Below are 24,103 nucleotides of genomic sequence, written 5' to 3' on the forward strand. Positions count from 1 at the left end.
GACAAAGGTAAAAGCTTTTTTCGTTCCCGCCAAAAACAATCCGTTATTTTTTTTCAACCCGTCCCGGTCATCTCCAATCCGCATCCCATACATCCCCTTGCCGACCGTGAACTCCGCCCCTGTCCGTCCAACAGGATCACAAAGGTACGAATCGATTTCTCTTAAACAAGAGACAAGAATAGATAAGTTACTAATAATATCCGAAACCATTGTAAATCAATAAGATATTTTTTCAAATATCTTTGACAAGCCGACGATAAACTAAAAATCCTGCTGAAACTAAAACGCTTCAGCAGGATCTCTATTCATTATTCTGGAAATATACGCTTTGTCTATTTCAGGATGGTTTGCTTACGATCAGGTCCTACGGAGACCATTTTGATAGGAACGTTCAATGACGTTTCCAGGAAAGAGACATATGCTTTAAGTTCTTCAGGGAACTCATCATATGAAGTCACGTCGCTAAGGTCTTTATTCCAACCTTTGCATTCCTTATACACAGGCTCCAACTCCACATCATTGATTTCAAACGGTAATTGGTCGATGACCGTGCCATCGTCCAGCTTGTAATGCGTGCAAACTTTAATGGTCTCAAAAATATTCAAGACATCTGCTTTCATCATATAAAGCTGCGTCACGCCATTGATCATGATTGAATAACGTAAAGCTGGTAAGTCGATCCATCCGCACCTTCTTGGCCGTCCGGTGGTGGAACCAAACTCATTTCCTTCTTTTCTCATCCGCTCACCGTCCTCATCAAACAGCTCTGTTGGAAATGGTCCGCTACCTACCCTGGTACAGTATGCCTTAAAGATTCCGAATACTTCCCCGATACAGGAAGGCGCTACCCCTAAACCGGTACAGGCCCCGGCGGTCATCGTGCTGCTGCTGGTCACAAACGGATAACTACCAAAATCAATGTCCAGCAAAGAACCTTGCGCCCCTTCTGCCAGCACCTTATCACCGTTTGTCAAAGCCCCGTTCACTTCGTATTCGCTATTGATCAGGTTAAGGGACTTAAAAAAGTCCACTGCTTCGAAAAACGATTCTTCGAGCTTGCCCAACTCCGAAATATCATAATCATAGAAGGCCAATACGGCTTTGTGCTTTTCTACCAAAGCATCGTATTTCTCTCTAAAATCAGGACTCAGGATATCGCCAACCCTAAGGGCTACCCTACCGATCTTGTCCTGATAGGTCGGCCCGATCCCTTTTAAGGTAGAGCCTATTTTCTTATCCCCCTTGGATTTTTCATACGCTGCATCCAATAATTTGTGGGTAGGGATAATGATCGTAGCCTTTTTGGAAATAAATAGGTTTTGCTGGTAAGCAATATTAAATTTCTTCAGCCCTTCGATCTCCTTTCTCAACACCACCGGATCCAGCACTACACCATTTCCAATGATATTCTTTAGGTTCTCCCTGAATATGCCACTTGGAATTTGATGAAGTACATGTTTGATCCCGTCAAATTCCAACGTATGACCTGCATTAGGACCTCCTTGAAACCTGGCAACCATATTATATTTAGGCGCGAGGAAATCAACTACCTTGCCTTTGCCTTCATCCCCCCATTGTAGGCCTAAAAGAACGTCCATTTTCATTGTATAGTAAGTATATGTCTATTTTTGATTTGTCAAATTCCGCGTGAAGTTTGCAATAACAAAAAAAAATAGCAACACAATGCTACTTTTTTTATGCATATCCATCCAAATCTGGTGAATTGACAGTTATTTTATGGTTGATCTCGCCGATTCCAAAGAATCGAAAACGGTAAAAATGTTGTTGAGCTTGGTAATGACCAACAGTTTCTTTACATGCTCAGAAGGTGAAGCCAAATACACTTCCCCTCCTACATTTCTCATTTTGGTAAGCATCGTGATCAGCACGCCAATCCCGCTGCTGCTGATATATCGCACCTCCTTCAGGTCGATAATACAGTTCTCTACCTTTTCCTGTATGGCATCTGAAATGATCTCTACCAATTTCGGACCTGCCTCATCCCCTATCAAGTCTCCCTTTAAGGATAGGATAATGGTTTTGGCTTCTCTTTGCGCGCTATAGCTTAATTTCATAAGTTATGAAGTGAATTGTTTTTTTACGGTCAATATTCTTTTTGCTTAAAAACGGATGGATCACCGGTGTGTTGTGTCTGGTCCACAAACAACCATGTGTCCCCTCCTGCTTCCGAAAATTACACCGCTAATTTGTTTTCGCAATCCTTCTTATTGCAATTCCCATACAAAATCAAGGAATGATGGAGGATATCAAAGTTCAAAATCTCCCCAACGGTGTTTTGAATATTTTGAATCCTGGGATCACAAAACTCCACCACTTTATGGCACTCGGTACAAATCAAATGATCGTGCTGCTTGTACCCGTAAGACTTCTCATACTGTGCCAGGTTCTGGCCAAACTGATGCTTGGTAACCAGATCACACTCCACCAAAAGATCAAGGGTATTGTAGACGGTAGCCCTGCTCACTCTGTAATTCTTGTTTTTCATGCTGATGTAAAGGGACTCTACATCAAAATGCCCGTCGCGACCATATATTTCTTCCAAAATAGCATAACGCTCAGGGGTTTTTCTCAACTTTTTATTTTCCAGGTAAGCAGTAAATATTTTTTTTACCTCGTCAAACAGCTTTTCGTTCAAGGCCATCTTTAATATGCTTTGTTTTTACAAATATACGCTTCTTATTTAGAAAAGATTCAAATAAGAAGGTACTAATTTAGTCAAAGCGGGTAACTTTAATCACCCCTTGGACTTCCATGAGGTTATGGATCAAATTGTCCAAATGGTTTGTACTGTGCACATAAAGCTTGATGGAGCCTTCAAAAAGGCCACTGTCCGAATCTACGGTAATGGATCGCATATTCACTTTTAACTCACTGGAAATGACCCTGGTAAGATCATTTATCAATCCCACCCTATCGGTACCGACAATCTTTAATCCTGCCAAAAAGGCAATCTCCTGCTGACTGGTCCAGCGGGCCTTGATCACCCGGTTTCCGTGATTGGAGAGGAGCTCAAGGGCATTTGGACAGGAAGTCCGGTGGATCTTAATCCCTTCGTTTACCGTCACAAAGCCAAAAACATCATCCCCGGGAATGGGATTACAGCATTTTGCCAAAATATAGTCCACCACGTCCATGTCCTCACCAATCAACAGCTGATCGTGGTCTGGACCTTTCAGGTTCTTGATCTCTTTGGTAAAAGAAGACTCGTCTGTCACATGCTGCATCGGACTTTTGGTCTTCTTTTTCTTGATTTGCTTAAACTCCTTAAAACTCTTAATGGAAGTTGGATCAATGATCCCCTTGCCGACTTTAAAATAGAATTCGGTAGCCGTCTTGGTTTCAAAAAACGCCCGCAACTGCTCCACCACCACAGAAGAAAAATCCATTTTCATCTGTTTGAGTTTCCGCTGAACGATCTCTTTTCCATCCATGATCAGGCTCTTCTTCTCCTCTTTCAGAGCGTCCTTGATCTTGGCCTTGGCCCTGGAAGTGATCACCGATTTCAACCAGTCCTCGGAAGGTTTCTGCTTTTTCGAGGTAAGGATCTCGACCTGATCGCCATTTTTCAACTTATGGTTGATCGGAACCAACCGCTGGTTGATCTTGGCGCCGATGCACTTCTCCCCTACTTCAGAGTGGATCTCAAAGGCAAAATCCAAGGCCGTCGCACCAAAAGGCAGAACTTTCAAATCTCCCTTTGGCGTAAAGACAAACACTTCATCCTGGAAGAGATTCCCCCTAAAATCGTCCATAAACTCAATGGCCGAACCGTCATTTGACTCCAATAAAGTCCGGACCTGCGTAATCCATTCGTCCAATCCCGATCCGCTCTTGCCCGGGCTGAGGTCCTTTTCTTTGTATTTCCAGTGCGCGGCATAGCCCCGCTCAGCGATGTCGTCCATTCGTGAGGTCCGAATCTGCACTTCTACCCATTGTCCGGTGTTGCTCATGACGGTAGTATGCAAGGACTCATAGCCATTGGCCCGGGGCGTACTGATCCAGTCCCGCAGCCTGTCGGGATTGGGCCTGTAAAAATCGGTCACAATCGAATATACCTGCCAACAATCTGCCTTCTCGTTTTCATCTTCCGAATCAATAATTACCCGAATGGCAAACAAATCATACACTTCCTCAAAAGGTATGTTTTGTTTTTTCATTTTGTTGTAAATGGAATAAACAGATTTCGGCCTGCCCTTGATCACGAAATCAAATCCTTGGGCGGTAAGCTCCCTTTCGATGGGAGCGGTAAAGCTTTTGATAAATTTGTTCCTAGATAGCCTGGTTTCCCTGATTTTACCGACAACAAATTGGTAGGTCTCGGTGTCTGTGTATTTCAGGTACAAATCCTCCAGCTCGGACTTGATGCTATAAAGGCCTAACCGGTGGGCCAACGGCGCATAAAGGTACATGGTTTCAGATGCGATCTTCAGCTGCTTATGGCGAGGCATGCTTTGCAACGTCCGCATGTTGTTCAGCCTGTCGGCCAATTTGATCAAGATCACCCTGACATCATCTGAAAGGGTCAAGAGCATTTTCCTGAAATTCTCGGCCTGCTGGGAACTGCCATACTCAAAGACCCCCGAGATCTTCGTCAAGCCATCAATGATCTTGGTAACCTTGGGACCAAATTCCCGCTCGATATCCTCCAGCTCCCACTCTGTATCTTCGACCACATCATGTAAAAGCGCTGCCACAATACTCGTAGTACCCAAGCCTATTTCCTCCACACATACCAATGCTACCTCCAAAGGATGGTAGATATAAGGCTCTCCCGACTTTCTCCGCATTTCCTTGTGTGCATCGCTGGACACATTAAAAGCCTTCTTGATGACTTTGGCATCCCCATCCTTCAGAAGAGGCTTGGCCAATCTCAAAATCTTCCGATACCGCTTGAGTATTTCTTTTCTTTCTACCTCCAGATCTACGTTAATCATATTCTTAGTATGAAGTTATCCAAAACTTCCGATTAGCTTTATGAAGTTATTTAGGTTGTGTGTATTTAATCACTAATTTGAACTTTTTTTCCCAAAGCCCCATCCCTCATGGTATGGTTTATTTCCTTAAATAAAACCACAAAATGATTCGTTCTGACAATGAGCGATTTATAAATTCACAGCATTTTTTATCGATTTTTTACCATCCAACTATTGCAGATTAAATTTTCCTTATTACCTTTGCATCCACATTAAGGAAGCAACAAGGCTTCCAACATTCAAAAAGCGGATGTGGCGAAATTGGTAGACGCACTAGACTTAGGATCTAGCGCCGCGAGGCATGGGGGTTCGAGTCCCTCCATCCGCACTATTCAACCAGCCCTCAATCCCGAAGCAATACCCTCCGATCATCACAAACTACGGTTTGGAAATCAGACAGGGAAAAGGCGTCGAGGTTGAGGGTTTTCAGTTTATAGCAAAATTTAATCAATATAGCCTTGGAAATCAAACTAGACAAGCAATCCGCCAATCAAGCTTCAATTAAAATTAACCTAAATGAAGCAGATTATCAACCAAAAGTTGATGCCAAAATAAAAGACTATGCCAAGAAAGCCAATATCAAAGGCTTCAGACCTGGCAAAGCTCCTATTGGCATGGTAAAAAAAATGTACGGAACGTCTGTTTTGGTTGAAGAAATCAACGACATCCTTTCCAAATCTTTGAGCGACTATATCAAGGAGCAGCCTTTCAAACTTTTGGGAGAGCCCCTTCCAGCTGTGGAAGATGCCGATGCTATTGACTGGAAAAACCAAAAGGAATTTGAGTTTGAATATAAGATAGGTTTTGTCGAAAATGTGGACGTCACCTTGGACAAGTCCATCAAAGCGACCGACTACAAACTGAAAGTTGATAAAAAGGCCATCGATGATGCCATTGCCAACCTAAGAAGCCAGTATGGTAAAATGACCAATCCAGAGGTAAGTCAGGAAAACGACTTCCTTTACGGTGACCTAAAGGCAGCTGACGGTTCTTTTGAGCAAGCATTGTCCCTACCGCTTTCCAAATTTGACGGTAGATCTGTAAAGAAATTCATCGGCGTGGAGAAAGGCGCTGAAATCGAATTTGACCCATCCAAGGCCATCAAGTCCGATCTTGCCGAGGTATTGGGCGTAAGCCAGGAAGAGGCAGAAAAAGTCTCTGGAAACTACACCTTCACGGTACAAAACATCAACCGCACGGAAGATGCAGATATGGACCAAGAATTCTTTGACAAGGTATTTGGCCCAGACCAAGTAAAAACAGAAGAGGAGTTTGTAGCCAAGATCGAAGAAATCCTTGGTGACAATTACAATAAAGAAACCAAAGTCTTCACGGAAGAAAAAATCAAAGAGGCTCTTACCGAAAAGGCCAATATAGAACTTCCCGAAGCCTTCTTGAAAGAATGGTTGATCAAAGCCAATGAGGGCAAAGTTTCCCAAGAAGACGTGGAAAAAGAATTCCCTATCTACGCCAAGCAACTCACTTGGTCGCTGATCTCCAACAAGATCGCCGAAGATAACGAGATCAAAGCAGAGCATGAAGATGTCATTGCCAAAACCCAAGAAATGGTCAGAGAACAACTGGCTGCTTCTGGACTAGGATCCCAAATGGAAGACAACATGGACATGTTTGTCAACAACTACCTACAAGGTAATGAAGGACAAAACTACATGCAGATGCTTACCGCTGTCCAAAACGACAAAGTTCTTGACCTTGTGAAAGAAAAAATCACGCTTAAAGAAGAAAAAATCGACGTTGAGAAGTTTAAGGAACTAGTGCAAAACTAATTTCCCCAATAAATCGTTATTAAAAAGTCCTTTTCTAAGGGCTTTTTTTATTTTTGTACTAATTCAAAAAAAACGACAACATGATTAACAAAGATGAATTCAGAAAATATGCCATTCACAGCCAAGGGGTGAGTGGTACTGCATTTGACCAATATGCCCAACATATAGAAAACATGACCCGGTCGGTAATCGAAGAACGACCTACCAATTTCAGGGAAATCGATGTTTTTTCCCGCTTGATCATGGATCGTATCATTTTCTTGGGCACTCAGGTCGATGACCATATCGCCAATATCATTACCGCCCAATTGTTATTCTTGGAATCGGTTGACAGCAAGAAAGACATCTTGCTCTACATCAACAGTCCGGGAGGATCTGTATATGCCGGACTTGGTATCTACGACACAATGCAGTATATTAATCCTGAAGTAGGTACTATCTGCACAGGATTGGCAGCTTCTATGGGGGCTGTATTGTTGGCAGGTGGTGCAGCAGGCAAAAGGGCAGCCCTTCCACACTCCAGGGTCATGATCCACCAACCCCTCGGCGGTGCACAGGGCCAGGCTTCCGATATTGAAATTACCGCGAAGCAAATCTTACTATTGAAACAAGAGCTGTACGAAATCTTGGCTCACCACTCCGGAAAAGACATCAAGGAAATCGAGCAAAACTCAGACAGGGACTACTGGATGAGGGCTCCAGAAGCAAAAGAATACGGCTTGATCGACGAAGTATTGACTAGAAAAAAATAATCATGGCGCAAGTTACTTGCTCCTTTTGTGGGAGAAATAAGAAGGATGTAGACCTTATGGTCTCGGGAATTTCAGCGCATATCTGTAATTTCTGCATCGACCAGGCCTATCAGATCCTTGGTGAAGAGGAAAAAACAAAAAAACAGGAGAAGAAGCCCAAGTTTAAGCTTAGGAAACCGAAAGAGCTGACCGAATACCTCAATAATTATGTAATCGGCCAAGACGAAGCTAAAAAAGTCCTGTCCGTAGCGGTTTACAACCACTACAAGCGCCTTCTTCAAAAGGACAATAAAGATGATGTGAAAATTGAAAAGTCAAACATCATCATGGTAGGCGATACCGGCACTGGAAAAACCTACTTGGCCAAAACCTTGGCCAAGATATTGGAAGTCCCTTTCTGTATAGCAGATGCTACGGTATTGACCGAAGCGGGCTATGTCGGCGAAGACGTCGAAAGTATCCTTACCCGTCTCCTTCAGTCCGCCGACTATAACCTAGAAGCGGCCGAAAGGGGCATTGTCTACATTGATGAGATCGACAAGATCGCACGAAAATCGGACAATCCATCCATCACCCGTGATGTCAGTGGAGAGGGTGTACAGCAGGCCATGCTGAAGCTCTTGGAAGGAACTACTGTCAATGTCCCACCACAAGGAGGAAGAAAACATCCGGACCAAAAGATGATTGCCGTAAACACAGAAGACATCTTGTTTATCTGCGGCGGAGCCTTTGACGGGATTTCCAGGCATATTGCCAACAGGCTGAACACTCAGCCACTTGGGTTCAGCAAAAAAACCGAAAGCGATGTGGTAGACCGTAACAATCTGCTTCAGTATGTCACGGCCCCTGACCTGAAATCCTTTGGCTTGATTCCTGAATTGATCGGTCGTCTCCCTGTGCTGACCCATTTGGATCCACTGGACAAGGAGACGCTGAAAAGTATCCTTACCGAGCCCAAAAATGCGCTTACCAAGCAGTATATAAAGCTCATGGATATGGAAGGCGTAAAACTGGAATTCGAAGAAAGTGGCATTGACTATATCGTAGAGAAAGCCGTGGAATACAATCTTGGCGCTCGGGGCCTCAGGTCTATCTGTGAGGCCATCATTACCGATGCCATGTACGAACTTCCTTCTGATCAAGAGACCAAGGAGTTGGTCGTAAACAGAAAATATGCCCAAAGGCAATTTGATAAATCGAAATTCAAAAAGCTACAAGTAGCATAACTCAAAAAAGGCTCGGAATTCATATCCGAGCCTTTTTTTTGTTCACCTGTACAGCTCATCAAATGCCTTGGACACTTTCTAGAAATACTCTTGGGAATACGATCTCAAGAACAAGCTAGATCAAGCGGTATCCCTAGGTGGCCACTCCCCTAAATGGAGGGCATTATAACTTTAGACTGGATGAATGCATATAAGATGATTTTTTGGAGCATTCAGGAAAGGTTTCTCGTAGATAAGAGGACGCGCTGATGACGTGATCAGAAAGCAACATAATCCAAGCCTTGGAAGACATTCCTCTTCATACCAAAGGCAAGTCCATGGTAAACGTTGTCGTTATTTCAAGCCATGGATTAAAGGTATGAACACTGATTTGCAATGCTTCATGGGGAGTACCTGTGTTTATCATCCTTCATCCGTAGCCAAATAGAAACCAAAGGTGACAAAGAAACTGTATAGTCATCGAAATAGGCTCGCCCCCAACATTTCCGCTTGCTTCAACAAGCATCAGCTCTATTCTAGTTTTTGATGGGCTTCAAGGTCTCATAAATCAATTTGGCCGTTTTTTCCGAGGCCTTCTCCTCTCCAATCTTTTCCCGTACCAGTTTATACCCTTGTAAAACTGCTGCCTTTCGCTGTGAATCACCAAGTAGTCCCTTAAGTTCTTCCAAAAGCACCTGTTTGTTGTAATCTCCCTGGATCAACTCCCTGACCACCTCTTTTCCGGCTATCAGGTTCACCAGTGATATAAAGGGCACCTTGATCAGCCTCTTGGCAATGGCATAGCTTATACTGCTGGTTTTGTAGACCACGACTTGTGGGACATTAAACAAGGCTGTTTCCAAGGTGGCGGTTCCAGAAGTGACCACTGCAGCATTAGCGTAATGAAGGAGGTCATAGGTTTGGTCAAAAACCACCTTTATCCCATGTTTCTCGGCAAGGCCATACACTTCACCAGGAAGATTTTTCACCCCTGCAATCAAAAATTGAACGTTAGGAAAAGCAGGGATAAGCCCCACCATATTTTCCAACATGTTCTCCACTTCTTGCTTTCTACTCCCCGGCAGCAGGGCCACGATAGGTTTATAGCTAAGCTCATTTTTCTGATGGAAAAAATCGTGTGGGGTAAACTTCTTGATCTGATCGAAAAGAGGATTTCCCACGTAGTACACGTCCCAACCAAATTTCTTAAAAAATGCAGGCTCAAATGGCAAAATGGTATATAAATGATCTACGTACTTTTTGAGCTTATAGGCCCTTTTTTGGTTCCAAGCCCACACTTTTGGGGGAATGTAATAATGGACTGGAATTCCTTGCTCGTGCGCAAACTTGGCAATTTTCAAGTTAAAGCCACCGTAATCCACCAATATAACCGCATCGGGCGCATAAGCCAGCATGTCATGCTTGACCAACCGGAGGTACTTCAAGACCTTTCGGAAGCCCAAGAGCACTTCCACAAACCCCATTAATGCGACTTCATCATAATGGGCCACAGTAGAAAGTCCTTCATCAATACTATAATCCCCACCCATTCCCCGGAAGTCCGCCTGCTGATCGGTTGCCTTTAAGGCGTGGAGTAAATTCGCCAAGTGCATATCTCCTGACCGTTCACCGGCGATCATATAGTATTTCATTGGGAAGGGAGGTTATACTGTTAGAAAGTTACCGGATTGGAAAGTAAAAGGCTACTTATCGCCATTCTTCCACTCAATCTCCGTAGTATTCCACAAAATTGCGTGGGGTTTCATAGAGCTTCAACTTATAAAGACCACCATGCGGGGTGATTTTGTCCACAGCAGGTTGAAGGATTTTCCAAAACTCCATCACCAGGTTTTCACAACTGGCCATTTTACCCTGCATAAAATCCACATCTACGTTCAGGTTTTTATGGTCCACTTTATCAATCACCAAACTCCGGATCAAGGTGCTTAATGCTTTTAAGTCCACCACAAATCCCGTATCTGCATCAGGAAGTCCTTTCACAGTCACGATCAGTTCAAAATTATGCCCGTGCCAGTTGGCATTGGCGCATGGTCCAAACACCTCAACATTCTTCTCTTCGGTCCAATTAGGATTCCATAATTTATGCGCAGCATTAAAATGCTCTTTTCTAGAAACGTGTATCATGACTGTTTTCAGATTTGAGAGTGCAAAGATACAAAAATCTTGTACACATTACACCTACCATTGCTGGACTCGAAATATAAAAAAAGGCCCGCAATATACGGGCCCTCTTCAATATCTATCAGAAAATTTTATTGAAATTCAATAAATGGGTTATTTTGTATTTCCGACTGAGGTATATCAAACGTCAACCTATCATCATTAAACGGCACTTCCTGCCCAGGATAAGTAAGATGGTTTGACGCCAATGTAACCGTCAGCCTATTTCTCTTCATCATAAGGTAGCTTTTACCTTCTCCCCAAAGTTCAATTCTAGTTTGAAGGATAATTTCATCCAGAAGTGCTTGACCTGCTAAAGCATCGACATAAGAAGCATCTGGAACCCTTTCTTCCATAAGTGCTTTTAAAGATGCTCTAGCAGCTGCTTCATCACCTGCTTTGGCGGCATTTTCAGCGTGCAGTAAATACATTTCCTCTATTCTCATGTAAAGGTAATCGGATTCAATGGTTCGCTGGCCACCCACAACCCTATCGGGAGCGAAAAACTTGTTCAATGGCCATAATTGACCATCACCATATGCATCAACAAATTGTCCTTTTCTTCCATCTTCTTCTGGAATAGCATTATAAAGATCATCATTAATAATTTTAGGATCACCGGCCCAAGCATAGCTATAGGTAAATAGATCCACTTGTCCCCACCAGGAAATCAAGTCCAGACCAATTTGATTGGTAATGTCCACTCCCCAAATCCATCCTGGGGATTCTACACTGTTAAAGCCATTTGTAGTCAGCTCTTCCCTGGTAAGTAATGGGAAGCCCCCATTATCTATCACATATTGGGCATTATCTGCGGCCAATTGATATTCTCCCATAGCTGAATAGACATAACTCAAAAGTCCCCGAGCGACCATCCCATCTACTTCATAAAGATTTGCTCTTTCCCATTCTCCAAAATACTCTATTGAAGTGTTGAGGTCATCCAAAATCAATTGATAGACCTGTTCAGTAGAGCTTAAGGCAACGTTTTCAGCTACAGCAGCTACATAAATAGGCAGAATTTCTTCTGTAGGATTGTACTCTTCGGCAAAGAAATTTGCCAAATAGAAATAAGCATAAGCTCTCATGGTCTTCGCTTGGGCCATAATTAATTTGGCCTCATCAGACTCAGGCACTACGGCGGTTCCACCAAGAGCATCAATTACGCTATTGGCGGCATAAATCACCCTGTAGTAATACCTCCAAACCATATAGTTCCGGTTATTGGTATAATCAATTGTCACCTGAAGATCAGAAATTTGCGAATACCATCCATAAATTTTGGCACCTAGAACCATATCAGTAGACAACATATCACTAAATATGTCATAGCCCCTTTGACCAAAATCATCATGTCCAGTAGTTCCTCCAGTACCTGTTAAGTACATGGTAGAATAGATACCTCGCAAAGTGGCTAATTGAACAGATGGGTCTGTTTCTGAAATACCATCTAATCTATCCCTGGAAATAAATTCCGTAGAATCTGTTTCCAAAAAGTCCTCGCTACAACTGACTAGCATCAGCGAAAGACCAAGAGTATATATTAATCTATTTAATTTCATATTCTTATCTTTTTAGAATTTAATTTTTGCACCAAAAGTAAATGTACTCAATGGAGAATACCTGTACCTGCTAGAGGTTCCTGCTTCATTTGTAGAAGGATTAAAACCTTTTCTTGCCGAAGCTAGCCAAAGATTATCACCAGCTACAAATATATTACAGCTTTGGATAGCATATTTTTCTAAAAATGAACTAGGGAGCGTATATCCCAAACGAACATTCGATAGGTTAAAGTAATCAGCCTTGGTTAAGAACCGGGTAGACGTAGAGTTCACGTTCTGATCCAAATCATTTGTCAATCGAGGGACATCAGTTAAATCGCCTTCCTGTGTCCACCGATCCCTTATATCCACATGCCAGTTATTACTACCTACTTGATCATTGTGCATCAGGTCTTGGTACCTTACGTCAAAGGCATAACCTCCAATGCTATACAAAAACAAAATACTAAAGTCAAAATTCTTGTATCCTGCACTTAAGTTTATACCTCCTCTTACTTTAGGTACAGCTGATTTACCTACATATTTTTGAGTAGCTTCTTGGTAGGTTGTAGTCGTGGTAGATTTAATATTTGATTCTGAATTGGGGTTTTGAGCCAAATAATCCGCCATAGAGGCAATTATTTCCTCATCCTGCATTTCATTATCACCATTGGCATCATCATAATAAATATTCCACTGCGCCTGGCCTGTTGTTGGATTAACACCTGCCCACTCTCTTAAGTAAAAGTCAAATATGGAATGACCAACTGATCTACCATAATAAGAATTTATATCAATGATCTTCTCTACTCCCGTAGATGGATCAATTGGCATGTTCTTAAGTTCATTGCTGATGATTTCACCATTCACACTAAGATCAATAAAGTGATCAGCTCCTTTAACAATATGGCCAGTCAAATCAAATTCCAAACCATTATTTCTAAGGACTCCATCATTGACTTGAATAATCGCCCATCCAAGTGAAGGCCCAACCCTTCTTTCAAAGATTAAGTTATCTGTATTTTTGATATAGTAATCCAATGAACCATCCAAAAACGTTCCGACACTAAATTCAGCACCCACTTGGAACATTTTAGAAGTTTCCCAAGTCAAGTCAGGATTACCTTTTTCATCAAAAGTTACAGATGACTCATTATTGATATTTGAAATTTCGTTTAGATCATACCCAGGATAGAACCCAACACCTGCCTGGTCCCCTGTAATACCATAACTAGTCTTTAACTTCAAGAATGAAAAAACATCTTGGCTTTCCATAAAATCTTCATTCGAAGCTACCCAAGCAAATCCTAAAGCTCCAAAGGTACCCCATTTGTCGTTCACAAACCTAGACGATCCATCCCTACGAATTGTACCTGTCAAATAATAGGTATCTTCATAATCATAGCTTACTTGACCGAAATATGACTCCAATGCATAATCTCTGGTATAGGAATATGAAGGATTCGTTACAGCAGCATTATTAAATTCTGTCCCCATTGGATCGACCAATTGTTGTTTAAATCCAGACAGGTACTTACGATCGAACTTACTGCTCTCTTGGGCTATCATAGCTTCTAATGAGTGATCCCCCCAATCTTTGGTGTAACGTAGAATATTTGTCAAATTGTAAAAGAACACCTCGGTTTTGGTCTTATAAATCGACCCATTCGTACTGGTACTTGGACCGTAATATGGAGAATCCTGCTCATCATAACTTTCATTATAGTATTGCCATCCATATCTTGTTTCAAACCGAAGATTATCGGTAAAATCAATATTTAAGCTAGCATTACCATTGATTTCATGTGCTATTTCATTTCTAACCCCAATTGTTGCATCAGCAATGGAATTGGTTAATCCCGCAAATCCTCGACCGGAACCATAGTCGTATTGATAACCTCCATAATATGGATCAGGAATTGGATCACCATTAGCATCCCTTAGATACAAAGGATAAATGGATGGCATGTTATCTACGAACCAAAAAATACTTCCTGAATCGTCGGTCTGCCCTCCAGTATTTGTTTCAGACCTGGCATAACCGATATTCAAGCCACCAGACAACCACTCCTTCACTTGGTGATTTACATTTAACCTTGCTGTAGCCCTATCATAATCGGAATTAATGGAATAGCCCACATCATTCAGATAACCAAAAGAAGTAAAGTAATTGATCTTCTCATCTCCTCCGCCAATCTTAACAGTGGCTTCCGCTCTGTTGGAAGCTTGGAAGGCATAATCCTCCCAATTTTCCGGATTATATCTTCTGGCTACTCCCTCGCGCACCATTCCGGTAGCAGGATCAATCAACTCACCAACATTTTCCACATTCCACATATTGTAACTTGGAGAAATCCCACTAGAGGAGAACAAGTTGGCGTTGGCATAGGCATCAGGATCTGAAGAGCCCAAAACTGCTCCTCTTCCCCTCACAGCTTGCCAACTCAATCCGATATATTCTTCAGGAGAGGAAATTGTCTCATATCGAGGCAATAGATCAAAGTTTTGACCAATTTTACCATCCACTTCAATATAAGAATCGCCAGCTTTACCTTTTCTTGTGGTGATCAATACCACACCATTAGCACCCCTTGAACCATAAATTGAAGTAGCCGTAGCATCCTTCAAAACAGACATGGAAGCAATATCAGAAGGGTTTATAGAGGTTATATTCCCGGTAAAAGGAACACCATCCACAACATATAATGGACTTCTGTTACCGTTCACTGACCCAATACCCCTGATACGAATATCTGCAGTTTTCCCAGGCTGCCCAGTTGTATTGATTACCCTTACACCGGCTACTTCCCCGGCCAAGGCTTGAGAAGCGTTAGATACACTCTTACGTTCGATAAGCTCAGAATCTACTTCCTTCATCGAACCGGCAAAGGCCTGCTTAGTAGTCGTACCATACCCGACCACTACAACTTCAGAAAGCAACTGGGCATCCGCGCCGAGTTCCACATCAATGGTCGATTGATTGTTGATGGCCACTTCTTGGCTTTCCATTCCCATAAAGGAAAACACCAACACTGTTGCATTAGCAGGAACCTCCACGGAGTATTGTCCGTCCAAATCCGTTGCCGTCCCCACAGTAGTTCCCTTTACTAAAACTGAAACCCCGGGAATGGGATTTCCGTCCTCGCCGGAAGTAACCGTACCGGTAACTGTCCGGCTTTGACCAAATGCCACGGCACTGGCCAATAGAATTGCTAATCCTAGCAGTAAAACTTTCTTCATAATTGGTTGATTTTGATTTAACGTTGTCAAGATAGTCGTTAACATCTAATAATCCAATAGTAGATTGATTTATTATAAACGAACAGATATTCCTTAACCAGTCTTAACACCACAATAAAACTCAACAACATTTTTAACCATGATTAAAAACATTATCCAAACAAAAAACCATGTATGAATTAAAAAACCATACATGAATACAGCTTATTTTGAAACAAGTATTTTTAACAACTTTTAACACCGTCAGCACAATTAGAACAATAACGCTACATATTTGAATTTTTTATAGTAACAACAGACTTACCAATTCCTCTTATAAACGATAATAATAGTATTATACACATAATAAAGGTGATTTTATACACACTTTTACATCCCGTTATTTAAAAAAACACATGTTATGATAATATTATATTTCAACCACGATTTTCATCAAAAAAAATTGGGCAAACGTAAAATATCCCGTCAAAAAAGTATCACAAAAAGCTATTCTTGTCCTTAAAAGCTTAATCCACCAAAATTTCAATTCGCCTGTTTTTAGACCTTCCTGTAGCCGTATCGTTTGACATAATTGGCCGCTTATCCCCGTATCCGGAAACGGTCAATCTTTCCCCATCTATTCCCCGCTGTAGTAAGTAATCACGGACACTCGCTGCCCTCCGCAGACTGAGGTCACGGTTATAATCCGCATCCCCGACATTATCAGTATGTCCTTCGATGACGATATGCACATCAGGGTTTTCATCCAAGAACTTCTTAAGCCTCAACAGGGAACTTTTTGAAGAAGGCTTTAGGTCAGCCTTATCAAAATCAAAAAAGACGTTTTCAAACAGAAACTCCTCGCCCTTGGCTACTGGCTTCAGCCCTATGTCCATGTCCTTGATGTCTTTTAAACTGTCCTTTTCCACGTTGTAGATCCGGGGCAAAAAACCCTTTTTCTCCACATACAATCCCGATGAAGCCTTGTCAGGATAGATCATCATAAACCGGCCCGAATCCCCTTCCGACCTGAATTCATACATGGTACTGTCATTTTCCAAATCCACCAGGGAAAGGGTGGCCACAATGGGCTCACCGGTCTTTTCATTCCGTACTTTTCCTCCCGTCACCACCAAGCGCTCACCAAGATCAATCTCCTTCGGAAAAGCAAACCGATAAAGATAAGACCTGTCCAAGGCACCATCCTTCAGGCTGTTTTCGGTATAATACGCATAATCCTGCTGGGCTGTGATAAAAAGGGCCAACTGGTCCAAGTGATCATTAATGGGATAGCCCAAGTTTACGGGTTGCTGAAAGGCCCCATGGACAATCTTCGAATTGAACAAGTCCATTCCTCCAAATCCCATATGACCGTCCGAAGCAAAGAATAACAGTTCATTGTTAAAATAAATGAATGGAGACACTTCATCAAATTCCGTATTGATGGATTCTCCTACATTAATGGGTTCTGACCACGAATTCTCTGACTCCCGCACGGAATAATAAATATCGTTTCCGCCCATCCCTCCTCGCCTGTTCGAGGAAAAAAACAGGATGCTTCCATCAGCAGAAAGCGAAGGCTGGGAATCCCAATATCGGGAATTGACCTTTTCGCCCATATTCATGGGCGCTTGCCATTGCCCTCCCACCTTATAGGCAATGTATAGGTCACAGCTCCCAAAAGAATCCGGAGCATCGCAGCTGGTATAGATCAAAATATTGCCGTCTGCCGAAATGGTACATGTACCTTCGTTATGAATCGTATTGATGGATTCGGAAAGGGCTTTGGGCGGGCTCCAGCTTCCTTGGTCCCAATTGGACGTAAAAATATCTTCATGCATCGATGGTGTGACCCCATCCCGCTTGGTAAACAACAGTTGCTTGCTATCCGCCGTGAGGACCGGAAAATATTGAAGATGGAATTGATTTAAAGGACTTTCCAGGCGCTCTTTGTGGATCACCTTCTCGTTTTTCAGCTCTTTTTGGATAAAGGCCATCTTTTGCTCCATCGCCTTGAAAGAAGAGGAGGACTTTACTTTACTGGAAAACAGTCCCTGGCTGTCGTGAAATTTCCTGATTGCCGCATCAAAATCACCGGACTTCAAGTATATATTGGTGATTAACCAGCTAAAATCTGCCATGAAGTCAACCTTGCCCTGACTTTTTAATTCACCGGCCTTGGCTACTTGGAGTGCCTCTACAGCACTTCCCTTTTTAAGCAATAATTGAGACCACTTTTTGTAAGCCTCCAAGAAACCCTCATCTTTTTTTACGGCATCAGCATATTTTTCCTGCGCTTCGTCATACCGTCTTCTCATGGAAAGGTCTTCCCCTTCCTGATATAGCTTGATCGCTCTCCTATTTTCGCTGGTATATTGTTGCCCAAGCGCCTGAGAACTTATAAAAATCAAAAATAAGACTATTTGGGTTATTCTCATTTAGTTTATGGGATATCCATAAATTTATGAGTTTGTAGCGAAATATTCCAATCTGGATGCTTTTTTATGTAGTCAATGATCTCCCCGGTATATCGTTCTGCCTTGCTCCATTCCGGTTGGAGCAGCTTTCGACAGGCAGGCTGGACCTTAGCGGCATGTTTCTCCGCAAAGGCAAAATCACTTTTGTGAAAAACAATAACTTTAAGTTCATTTGCCTTCTCAAAAATACTGGGATGAGGTTCCTTGAACTTTTTGGGTGAAAAACAGACCCAGTCAAACTGCCCGGAAAAAGGATGTGCTCCACTGGTCTCGATATTGATGGTGAATCCCTTTTCTTTCAATAGCGCTGTGAGGGGACCTAAATCATACATCAAAGGCTCTCCTCCCGTAATCACCACCAATTTCCCAGGATATTGCAGTGCACCCTCCACGATCTCCTCCACTGATTGTACCGGCCACTTTCCTGCTTCCCAAGATTCCTTCACATCGCACCATACACAGCCCACATCACATCCTCCTAAGCGGATAAAGTATGCCGGATGACCGGTAAAGGTCCCTTCTCCCTGTATCGTATAAAAAGCTTCCATCACCGGAAGCTTTATTCCTTTTCCTACTGCTTGCTTGATTTCCATAGTATAATTTTTGATGTAGCGGGAGATTGAACCGCTATTATTGAGCCCTTGGAATCATCCACTGGGCCTAAACAGGCATATTTCCAAAGCACAAGGCATTTTACAACCTCATACACCCTTGGAATCACTCTTTTCGATAAGCATCCCGCTGTTTAGGGATACACTTTTCTCTCTGCCGACAGAAGCGTATTGTACAATAACGACGCAATGGTCATCGGCCCCACCCCACCTGGAACAGGGGTAATGGCAGAAGATTTGGCAGAAACCTCGTCAAATTTAACATCACCAATTAACCTAAAACCGTTTTTCTTGGATGCATCCTCTATTCTGTGGATTCCCACATCGATGACCACGGCCCCTTCTTTCACCATATCGGCCGTCACAAACTCCGGCTTACCAATGGCCACGATCAATATATCGGCTGTTTTGACTATTTCCTTTAAATTTTTGGTCCTACTGTGGGTCAAGGTAACCGTGCTATTGCCCGGGTAATCATTCCTTGCCATCAGAATGCTCATCGGTGATCCTACGATATGGCTTCTTCCGATTACCACACAATGTTTACCGGAGGTTTCGATCTCATATCGCTTTAGCAACTCCACAATACCATAAGGAGTCGCAGCCACATAAGTAGGCCAATTCAAGGCCATACGACCGACATTGGCCGGGGTAAAGCCGTCGACATCCTTTTCAGGCTTGATTTTGGCGGTCACCTTTTCCACGGATATGTGCTTTGGAAGCGGCAACTGGACAATAAGTCCATCAATGTCGGGATTTTCATTAATCTCTTCCACCGTTTTGAGCAAGGCTTCTTCGGACACATTGTCCTCCAATTTCACCAAAGTCGACTCAAAACCTACAAATTCACAAGCCTTCACCTTGGCGCCCACGTACGTCTGACTGGCACCATCGTTCCCTACCAACACCGCTGCCAAATGAGGAACTTTACCTCCCGCTGCTTTGATCTCTTTGACGCGGGCCGCAATTTCATTTTTGATTTCTGCTGAAGTCTTCTTTCCGTCTATTATTGTAGGCATGATTTCTTAAAGTTGGAAGTGAGAAGTACGAAATACGAAGACTCCGTTTAGCTGCTCACATTTACACTCATTTTTGATTATTCTTTACTTTATTAATTGATGCTACCATAATGGATAACAACTCATTTCCTTCACGATGCAATTCTTCAATATCCCTTATCAAGTCTTGATTGACTTCTCTTAATAACTCCTAGAAGTAGAGACTCTCATCCGTTTCTTCTTCTACTATTTATAATTTATTCAGAAAATCAGCGGTAGATTTTGCTCGTTGAGCAGCCCTGTAATTGGCTCCTACCGAACTAGAGCATCTTATCAACTGATTTTCGTACGCATTATACTCCCTGGTTTTTGGAAGTTTAGAACAAAAAACCATGTTTGTACCGCATATTTTTTTGTCCTTTCTACTAGATTATTTTTCATATCATAAAGCTTTTAGTTAACTACAACAACTTCAACTTAAAAACCTTCTAATCCAAAAACATCCATCTAATTTTCCAAATCCAAGGCTTTGCCAGCACTTCGTACTTCTACCTGCGTACCTCTAACTTTAATCCAGTTTTAGGACAGCCATAAACGCTTCCTGCGGCACCTCCACGTTTCCTACCTGCCTCATACGCTTCTTCCCTTTTTTCTGTTTGTCCAGCAGTTTACGCTTACGTGAAATATCCCCTCCATAACATTTCGCCAAAACGTTTTTACGCATGGCTTTCACGGTTTCCCGTGCGATGATCTTCGTTCCGATAGCTGCTTGGATAGCAATCTCAAACATCTGTCTTGGCACCAGTTCTTTCAGCTTTTCACAGAGCCTCTTGCCCCATTCGTAAGCCTTGTCCCGGTGGACCACAGCCGAAAGGGCATCTACCACTTCACCGTTGAGCATGACATCCAAACGGACCATTTTGGAAGGCTTGTTTTCCCGGAGGTCATAATCAAGCGATGCATAGCCTCTGGAAATCGTCTTCAACTTATCAAAGAAATCAAATACAATCTCGGCAAGTGGCATATCAAAGGTCAACTCCACCCGATCTGCAGTCAGGTAAACTTGATTCTTGATTTGACCCCGTTTTTCCATACAAAGCTGGATTACCGGCCCCACGTAATCGGATTTGGTAATGATCGATGCATGGACGTACGGCTCTTCTATATGTCTGAAAAGGTTTGGATCAGGCATGTCGGATGGGGCATTGATCAATTTGATGGTATCATCGTTCATCAATGCCTTGAACTGAACGGAAGGAACCGTCGTGATCACAGTCATTCCAAATTCGCGCTCCAAGCGCTCCTGGATAATCTCCATGTGCAACATTCCTAGAAACCCGCAACGGAACCCAAACCCTAAGGCCGCAGAAGTCTCCGGTTCCCAGACCAACGAAGCATCATTGAGCTGTAGTTTTTCCATCGATGCCCTAAGCTCTTCAAACTCCGTGGTATCCACCGGATAAATCCCTGCAAACACCATTGGTTTCACATTCTCAAAGCCTTTGATCGCCTTGGCACATGGTCGCTTGATATGGGTAATGGTATCCCCTACTTTCACCTCTTTGGCTACTTTGATCCCCGAAATCAAATACCCCACATTTCCTGCGCTTATGGTTTTTTGAGGATGCTGCACAATGCCCAGCACACCGATTTCATCGGCATCATATTCTCTGCCGGTATTGACAAATTTAATTTTATCGCCCTTGTTAATGGTACCGTTAAACACCCGAAAGAGCACCTCCACTCCCCTAAAAGGGTTGTAAACGGAATCAAAGATCATCGCCTGCAGCGGTTCCTCTGCATTGCCTTCTGGTGCAGGAATCTTTTCTACCACGGCATTCAAGATGTCCTCAATACCGGTACCTTCTTTACCAGAGGCCAAAATAATATCTTCACGGTCACAACCGATGAGATCGATCACCTCATCCGCTACCACCTCTGGCTCTGCTCCTGGAAGGTCAATTTTATTCAGGACGGGAATAATTTCCAGATCATGTTCCATCGCCAAATAGAGATTGGAAATGGTCTGGGCTTCCACGCCTTGGGAAGCATCCACGATCAGCAAAGCCCCTTCACAGGCAGCGATGGACCGGGAAACCTCATAGGAGAAATCCACGTGCCCGGGAGTATCGATCAGGTTCAGGGTATATTCCTCTTCCTGATAGGTATATTTCATTTGGATCGCATGAGACTTGATGGTAATTCCCCGCTCACGCTCGAGATCCATATTATCCAACAATTGATCTTGCATCTCTCTTTCAGTCACGGTATTGGTAAACTGCAGGAGACGATCCGCCAACGTACTCTTCCCATGATCAATATGGGCGATGATACAGAAGTTTCTTATTTTTTGCATATCCATTCTGTCGGCAAAAATAGTAAATACTCTCCGCAAAACCGCGCGTTTACACACCAATAGCTGTAAGATATTCTTATCTCATACAGTGATCGACCAAAAACCGATCTTAATTTTGAATCAATCAGAAAAGCCAGCGCTACAAATTTGTTCACACATGGCACCAAAACCTCCAAGACGCCAAGCCCTGCTGTTAACCGCCTAATCATCATCGACCTCCAAACAAAACAGTACCTCAGAGCCTCCTTCTCCTAAAAAGCAAGCTCCAAGTTTTCTTCTATTGATGCTGTTCTAAAAGTTCTACCCTAAAAAACCCCATGAATCAGTGCCCCGTGGCCAATCATGGTTAAAATAAGTGCATAAAAAAAGCCTGGATCACAAGTCACCCCGTCATGGCATTTCCATGACTTATGATCCAGCCTTCCCCAGGACACCCCATGATGCCTTTACGCTTAAAACCCGGGGTTTTGATCTTCGTTGGTCAACGCACTGTTATTATCAATTTCGGACAAAGGGATCGGCAGCAGGTCATATCGGTCGGAGTACACGGGAATAGGTTCATTTTCTAGATATCCCATCCTCCTCCATCGGCGGATATCACGATTACGAATTTGTTCTCCGGCCAGCTCTACCCTCCGCTCGTGCTGAATGGCCCTGCGCATTTCTTCCTGTGTACCTGTTGGATATTGGGCTGTTGGATAGGGAGGCATGGCTACATCCGCCCGGGCGCGCACTTGATTGATATAAGGCAATGCCGACGCAGGCCCACTGGTTTCATTTTCCACCTCAGCCATCATCAGCAGTACATCTGCATAGCGTATCACCCTGAAATTGATGCCGGATTGGGTATTCTCTGCCTCTCTTTTATAGATCATTTGGTATTTTCTCCAGCTGGGCACCGACGTATTGCCTTGGACATTATCTTCCGAAAGCACACTTTCTCCGTTATTGAACGTATCTCCCAAACTGTACAAGGTATACCCATACCGAGGGTCATCCTTTTCCGCTCCGTTGGACTCCTGCTCAAATTCAGCAACCAATGTAGGGTTAGGAATAATGTTTCGCCACGCGGTAGGGCCATACTCTTGTCCCCGAAAGGTCACTTCTGCAATGCCATTTCCATCGGCATTCCATCCTCCGTCGGTTCCAAAATCTTCTGAAAACTGCACCTCCCAAAGGGACTCCGCATTGTTCTCATTTTCCTCTTCAAAATTATCCAAGTAGCGATCCACTAGCCGATATTCACCCGAATCAATAATGGCCTGTAAAAGGGGCTTGGCTGCCGCAAAATCTCCTCGGAACAAATGTAACTTCGCCAGCACGGCCTGAGCAGCCCCAATGGACGCCCTGCCCACATCCGCACCGGAATAGGTACTTTTAGGCGGCAGAAGACCAATGGCAGCGGTCAAGTCATCGATTACCTGCTGGTAAGAATCTTCCTGACTGGCCCTGGGAGCTCCATCAGGACCTGTAGCAGAAACCGTCATCAAGGGCACTCCTCCCCACAGCGTACTCAATTCATAATATGCCAGACCACGGAGGAAATACGCTTCGCCGAGCACCCTGTCACGGAGGTTTTCGGAGATGTCCTCTTGTGGCTGATCCACATTCGCAATGACCAGATTGGCCCGCTGGATGACCCGGTACCAGCCCCTCCAATTGGCCAACACCAAGGAATTGGAACCGTCAAATACATGATTCAATACCCGGGCCCGGTGTGCCTCTAATTGGGCTCCTCCTGAAGCCACATCATCCGACAGTAAGTCCTGGATAAAGAAGTACTCACGATTGTAAAGATCATTGGCCTGCAAGGCTGCATAGGCTGCATTGACGGCCGCCACATATTGCGGCCCCGTCTTATAAAACGTCTCGGTAGAAAGCTCATTAGGATTGACCGGGTTTAGCTTCTCCTCGTTACAGGACTGTGCCCAAGCCATCAGTAAAACAATTAGGATATATGGTTTAAGTCTCATGGTGCTTTT

At 43.3% G+C, this 24,103-nt stretch carries 17 protein-coding genes and 1 tRNA gene; 4 read left to right on the forward strand and 14 right to left on the reverse strand.

The window, feature by feature from the left end; genetic code table 11:
• Nucleotides 1–332: 332 nt before the first annotated feature.
• The 4 genes from ECHVI_RS22545 to ECHVI_RS22560 all read right to left on the reverse strand — a co-directional run bounded on the left by ECHVI_RS22545 (nucleotide 333) and on the right by ECHVI_RS22560 (nucleotide 4,955).
• Nucleotides 333–1,604 (reverse strand): adenylosuccinate synthase, encoded by a 1,272-nt coding sequence (locus tag ECHVI_RS22545; RefSeq protein WP_041739186.1) that lies wholly within the window; start codon nucleotides 1,602–1,604, stop codon nucleotides 333–335.
• A gap of 126 nt (nucleotides 1,605–1,730) precedes the next feature.
• Entirely contained in the window at nucleotides 1,731–2,075 is a 345-nt protein-coding gene (locus ECHVI_RS22550; protein WP_015268320.1) for an STAS domain-containing protein, read from the reverse strand.
• Between the two features lie 119 nt (nucleotides 2,076–2,194).
• Nucleotides 2,195–2,662 carry a Fur family transcriptional regulator gene (locus ECHVI_RS22555; protein WP_015268321.1) on the reverse strand — a complete coding sequence of 156 codons (468 nt, stop codon included), beginning with the start codon at nucleotides 2,660–2,662 and terminating at the stop codon, nucleotides 2,195–2,197.
• A 70-nt stretch (nucleotides 2,663–2,732) separates the two neighbouring features.
• A complete protein-coding gene (locus ECHVI_RS22560; RefSeq protein ID WP_015268322.1) occupies nucleotides 2,733–4,955 on the reverse strand; it encodes a RelA/SpoT family protein in 2,223 nt (740 codons plus the stop codon).
• A gap of 285 nt (nucleotides 4,956–5,240) precedes the next feature.
• Here ECHVI_RS22560 and ECHVI_RS22565 point away from each other — a divergent pair.
• The 4 genes from ECHVI_RS22565 (at nucleotide 5,241) to clpX (ending at nucleotide 8,759) form a co-directional block, all read left to right on the forward strand.
• Nucleotides 5,241–5,322 (forward strand) — tRNA-Leu (locus ECHVI_RS22565).
• Nucleotides 5,323–5,452: 130 nt separating this feature from the next.
• Nucleotides 5,453–6,781: a trigger factor gene (gene tig / locus ECHVI_RS22570; RefSeq protein WP_015268323.1), complete on the forward strand. Its 1,329-nt coding sequence runs from the start codon at nucleotides 5,453–5,455 to the stop codon at nucleotides 6,779–6,781.
• An 80-nt stretch (nucleotides 6,782–6,861) separates the two neighbouring features.
• Nucleotides 6,862–7,533, forward strand: a complete 672-nt coding sequence (locus ECHVI_RS22575; RefSeq protein WP_015268324.1) for an ATP-dependent Clp protease proteolytic subunit — start codon at nucleotides 6,862–6,864, stop codon at nucleotides 7,531–7,533.
• A 2-nt stretch (nucleotides 7,534–7,535) separates the two neighbouring features.
• Nucleotides 7,536–8,759, forward strand: coding sequence for an ATP-dependent Clp protease ATP-binding subunit ClpX (gene clpX, locus ECHVI_RS22580; RefSeq protein ID WP_015268325.1), 1,224 nt, complete (start codon nucleotides 7,536–7,538; stop codon nucleotides 8,757–8,759).
• A gap of 515 nt (nucleotides 8,760–9,274) precedes the next feature.
• Here clpX and lpxB read toward each other — a convergent pair.
• The 10 genes from lpxB to ECHVI_RS22625 form a co-directional block, all read right to left on the reverse strand.
• Nucleotides 9,275–10,390 carry a lipid-A-disaccharide synthase gene (gene lpxB / locus ECHVI_RS22585; protein WP_015268326.1) on the reverse strand — a complete coding sequence of 372 codons (1,116 nt, stop codon included), beginning with the start codon at nucleotides 10,388–10,390 and terminating at the stop codon, nucleotides 9,275–9,277.
• A gap of 73 nt (nucleotides 10,391–10,463) precedes the next feature.
• Nucleotides 10,464–10,883, reverse strand: coding sequence for a 6-pyruvoyl trahydropterin synthase family protein (locus ECHVI_RS22590; protein ID WP_015268327.1), 420 nt, complete (start codon nucleotides 10,881–10,883; stop codon nucleotides 10,464–10,466).
• Between the two features lie 128 nt (nucleotides 10,884–11,011).
• Entirely contained in the window at nucleotides 11,012–12,481 is a 1,470-nt protein-coding gene (locus ECHVI_RS22595; protein WP_015268328.1) for a RagB/SusD family nutrient uptake outer membrane protein, read from the reverse strand.
• Between the two features lie 12 nt (nucleotides 12,482–12,493).
• Nucleotides 12,494–15,745, reverse strand: a complete 3,252-nt coding sequence (locus ECHVI_RS22600; RefSeq protein ID WP_245553403.1) for a SusC/RagA family TonB-linked outer membrane protein — start codon at nucleotides 15,743–15,745, stop codon at nucleotides 12,494–12,496.
• Nucleotides 15,746–16,206: 461 nt separating this feature from the next.
• Entirely contained in the window at nucleotides 16,207–18,117 is a 1,911-nt protein-coding gene (locus ECHVI_RS22605; protein WP_015268331.1) for an OmpA family protein, read from the reverse strand.
• Between the two features lie 5 nt (nucleotides 18,118–18,122).
• The gene (locus tag ECHVI_RS22610) at nucleotides 18,123–18,749 is read right to left on the reverse strand and encodes a 7-carboxy-7-deazaguanine synthase QueE (protein ID WP_015268332.1); all 627 of its coding nucleotides are present in this window, start codon (nucleotides 18,747–18,749) and stop codon (nucleotides 18,123–18,125) included.
• 152 nt (nucleotides 18,750–18,901) lie between these two features.
• On the reverse strand, nucleotides 18,902–19,786 hold the full coding sequence (locus ECHVI_RS22615; RefSeq protein ID WP_015268333.1) for a bifunctional 5,10-methylenetetrahydrofolate dehydrogenase/5,10-methenyltetrahydrofolate cyclohydrolase: 885 nt from the start codon (nucleotides 19,784–19,786) through the stop codon (nucleotides 18,902–18,904).
• A 229-nt stretch (nucleotides 19,787–20,015) separates the two neighbouring features.
• Entirely contained in the window at nucleotides 20,016–20,159 is a 144-nt protein-coding gene (locus ECHVI_RS24375) for a four helix bundle protein (RefSeq protein ID WP_217189910.1), read from the reverse strand.
• 174 nt (nucleotides 20,160–20,333) lie between these two features.
• Entirely contained in the window at nucleotides 20,334–22,127 is a 1,794-nt protein-coding gene (gene lepA / locus ECHVI_RS22620; RefSeq protein ID WP_041739196.1) for a translation elongation factor 4, read from the reverse strand.
• Nucleotides 22,128–22,573: 446 nt separating this feature from the next.
• Nucleotides 22,574–24,094: a RagB/SusD family nutrient uptake outer membrane protein gene (locus ECHVI_RS22625; protein ID WP_015268335.1), complete on the reverse strand. Its 1,521-nt coding sequence runs from the start codon at nucleotides 24,092–24,094 to the stop codon at nucleotides 22,574–22,576.
• Between the last annotated feature and the right edge of the window lie 9 nt (nucleotides 24,095–24,103).

The organism is Echinicola vietnamensis DSM 17526 (assembly GCF_000325705.1).
In the GTDB taxonomy this organism is placed as follows: Bacteria; Bacteroidota; Bacteroidia; order Cytophagales; family Cyclobacteriaceae; genus Echinicola; species Echinicola vietnamensis.

Excerpts from the sequence above, each read along its gene's own strand:
- ECHVI_RS22595 (WP_015268328.1), bottom strand. The coding sequence starts at position 12,481 with ATGAAATTAAATAGATTAATATATACTCTTGGTCTTTCGCTGATGCTA.
- ECHVI_RS22610 (WP_015268332.1), bottom strand. The coding sequence starts at position 18,749 with ATGGAAATCAAGCAAGCAGTAGGAAAAGGAATAAAGCTTCCGGTGATG.
- ECHVI_RS22555 (WP_015268321.1), bottom strand. The coding sequence starts at position 2,662 with ATGGCCTTGAACGAAAAGCTGTTTGACGAGGTAAAAAAAATATTTACT.
- lepA (WP_041739196.1), bottom strand. The coding sequence starts at position 22,127 with ATGGATATGCAAAAAATAAGAAACTTCTGTATCATCGCCCATATTGAT.
- ECHVI_RS22560 (WP_015268322.1), bottom strand. The coding sequence starts at position 4,955 with ATGATTAACGTAGATCTGGAGGTAGAAAGAAAAGAAATACTCAAGCGG.
- ECHVI_RS22545 (WP_041739186.1), bottom strand. The coding sequence starts at position 1,604 with ATGAAAATGGACGTTCTTTTAGGCCTACAATGGGGGGATGAAGGCAAA.
- ECHVI_RS22625 (WP_015268335.1), bottom strand. The coding sequence starts at position 24,094 with ATGAGACTTAAACCATATATCCTAATTGTTTTACTGATGGCTTGGGCA.
- ECHVI_RS22575 (WP_015268324.1), top strand. The coding sequence starts at position 6,862 with ATGATTAACAAAGATGAATTCAGAAAATATGCCATTCACAGCCAAGGG.
- ECHVI_RS22605 (WP_015268331.1), bottom strand. The coding sequence starts at position 18,117 with ATGAGAATAACCCAAATAGTCTTATTTTTGATTTTTATAAGTTCTCAG.
- ECHVI_RS24375 (WP_217189910.1), bottom strand. The coding sequence starts at position 20,159 with ATGGTTTTTTGTTCTAAACTTCCAAAAACCAGGGAGTATAATGCGTAC.
- ECHVI_RS22590 (WP_015268327.1), bottom strand. The coding sequence starts at position 10,883 with ATGATACACGTTTCTAGAAAAGAGCATTTTAATGCTGCGCATAAATTA.
- ECHVI_RS22600 (WP_245553403.1), bottom strand. The coding sequence starts at position 15,745 with ATGTTAACGACTATCTTGACAACGTTAAATCAAAATCAACCAATTATG.
- ECHVI_RS22550 (WP_015268320.1), bottom strand. The coding sequence starts at position 2,075 with ATGAAATTAAGCTATAGCGCGCAAAGAGAAGCCAAAACCATTATCCTA.
- clpX (WP_015268325.1), top strand. The coding sequence starts at position 7,536 with ATGGCGCAAGTTACTTGCTCCTTTTGTGGGAGAAATAAGAAGGATGTA.
- lpxB (WP_015268326.1), bottom strand. The coding sequence starts at position 10,390 with ATGAAATACTATATGATCGCCGGTGAACGGTCAGGAGATATGCACTTG.
- ECHVI_RS22615 (WP_015268333.1), bottom strand. The coding sequence starts at position 19,786 with ATGCCTACAATAATAGACGGAAAGAAGACTTCAGCAGAAATCAAAAAT.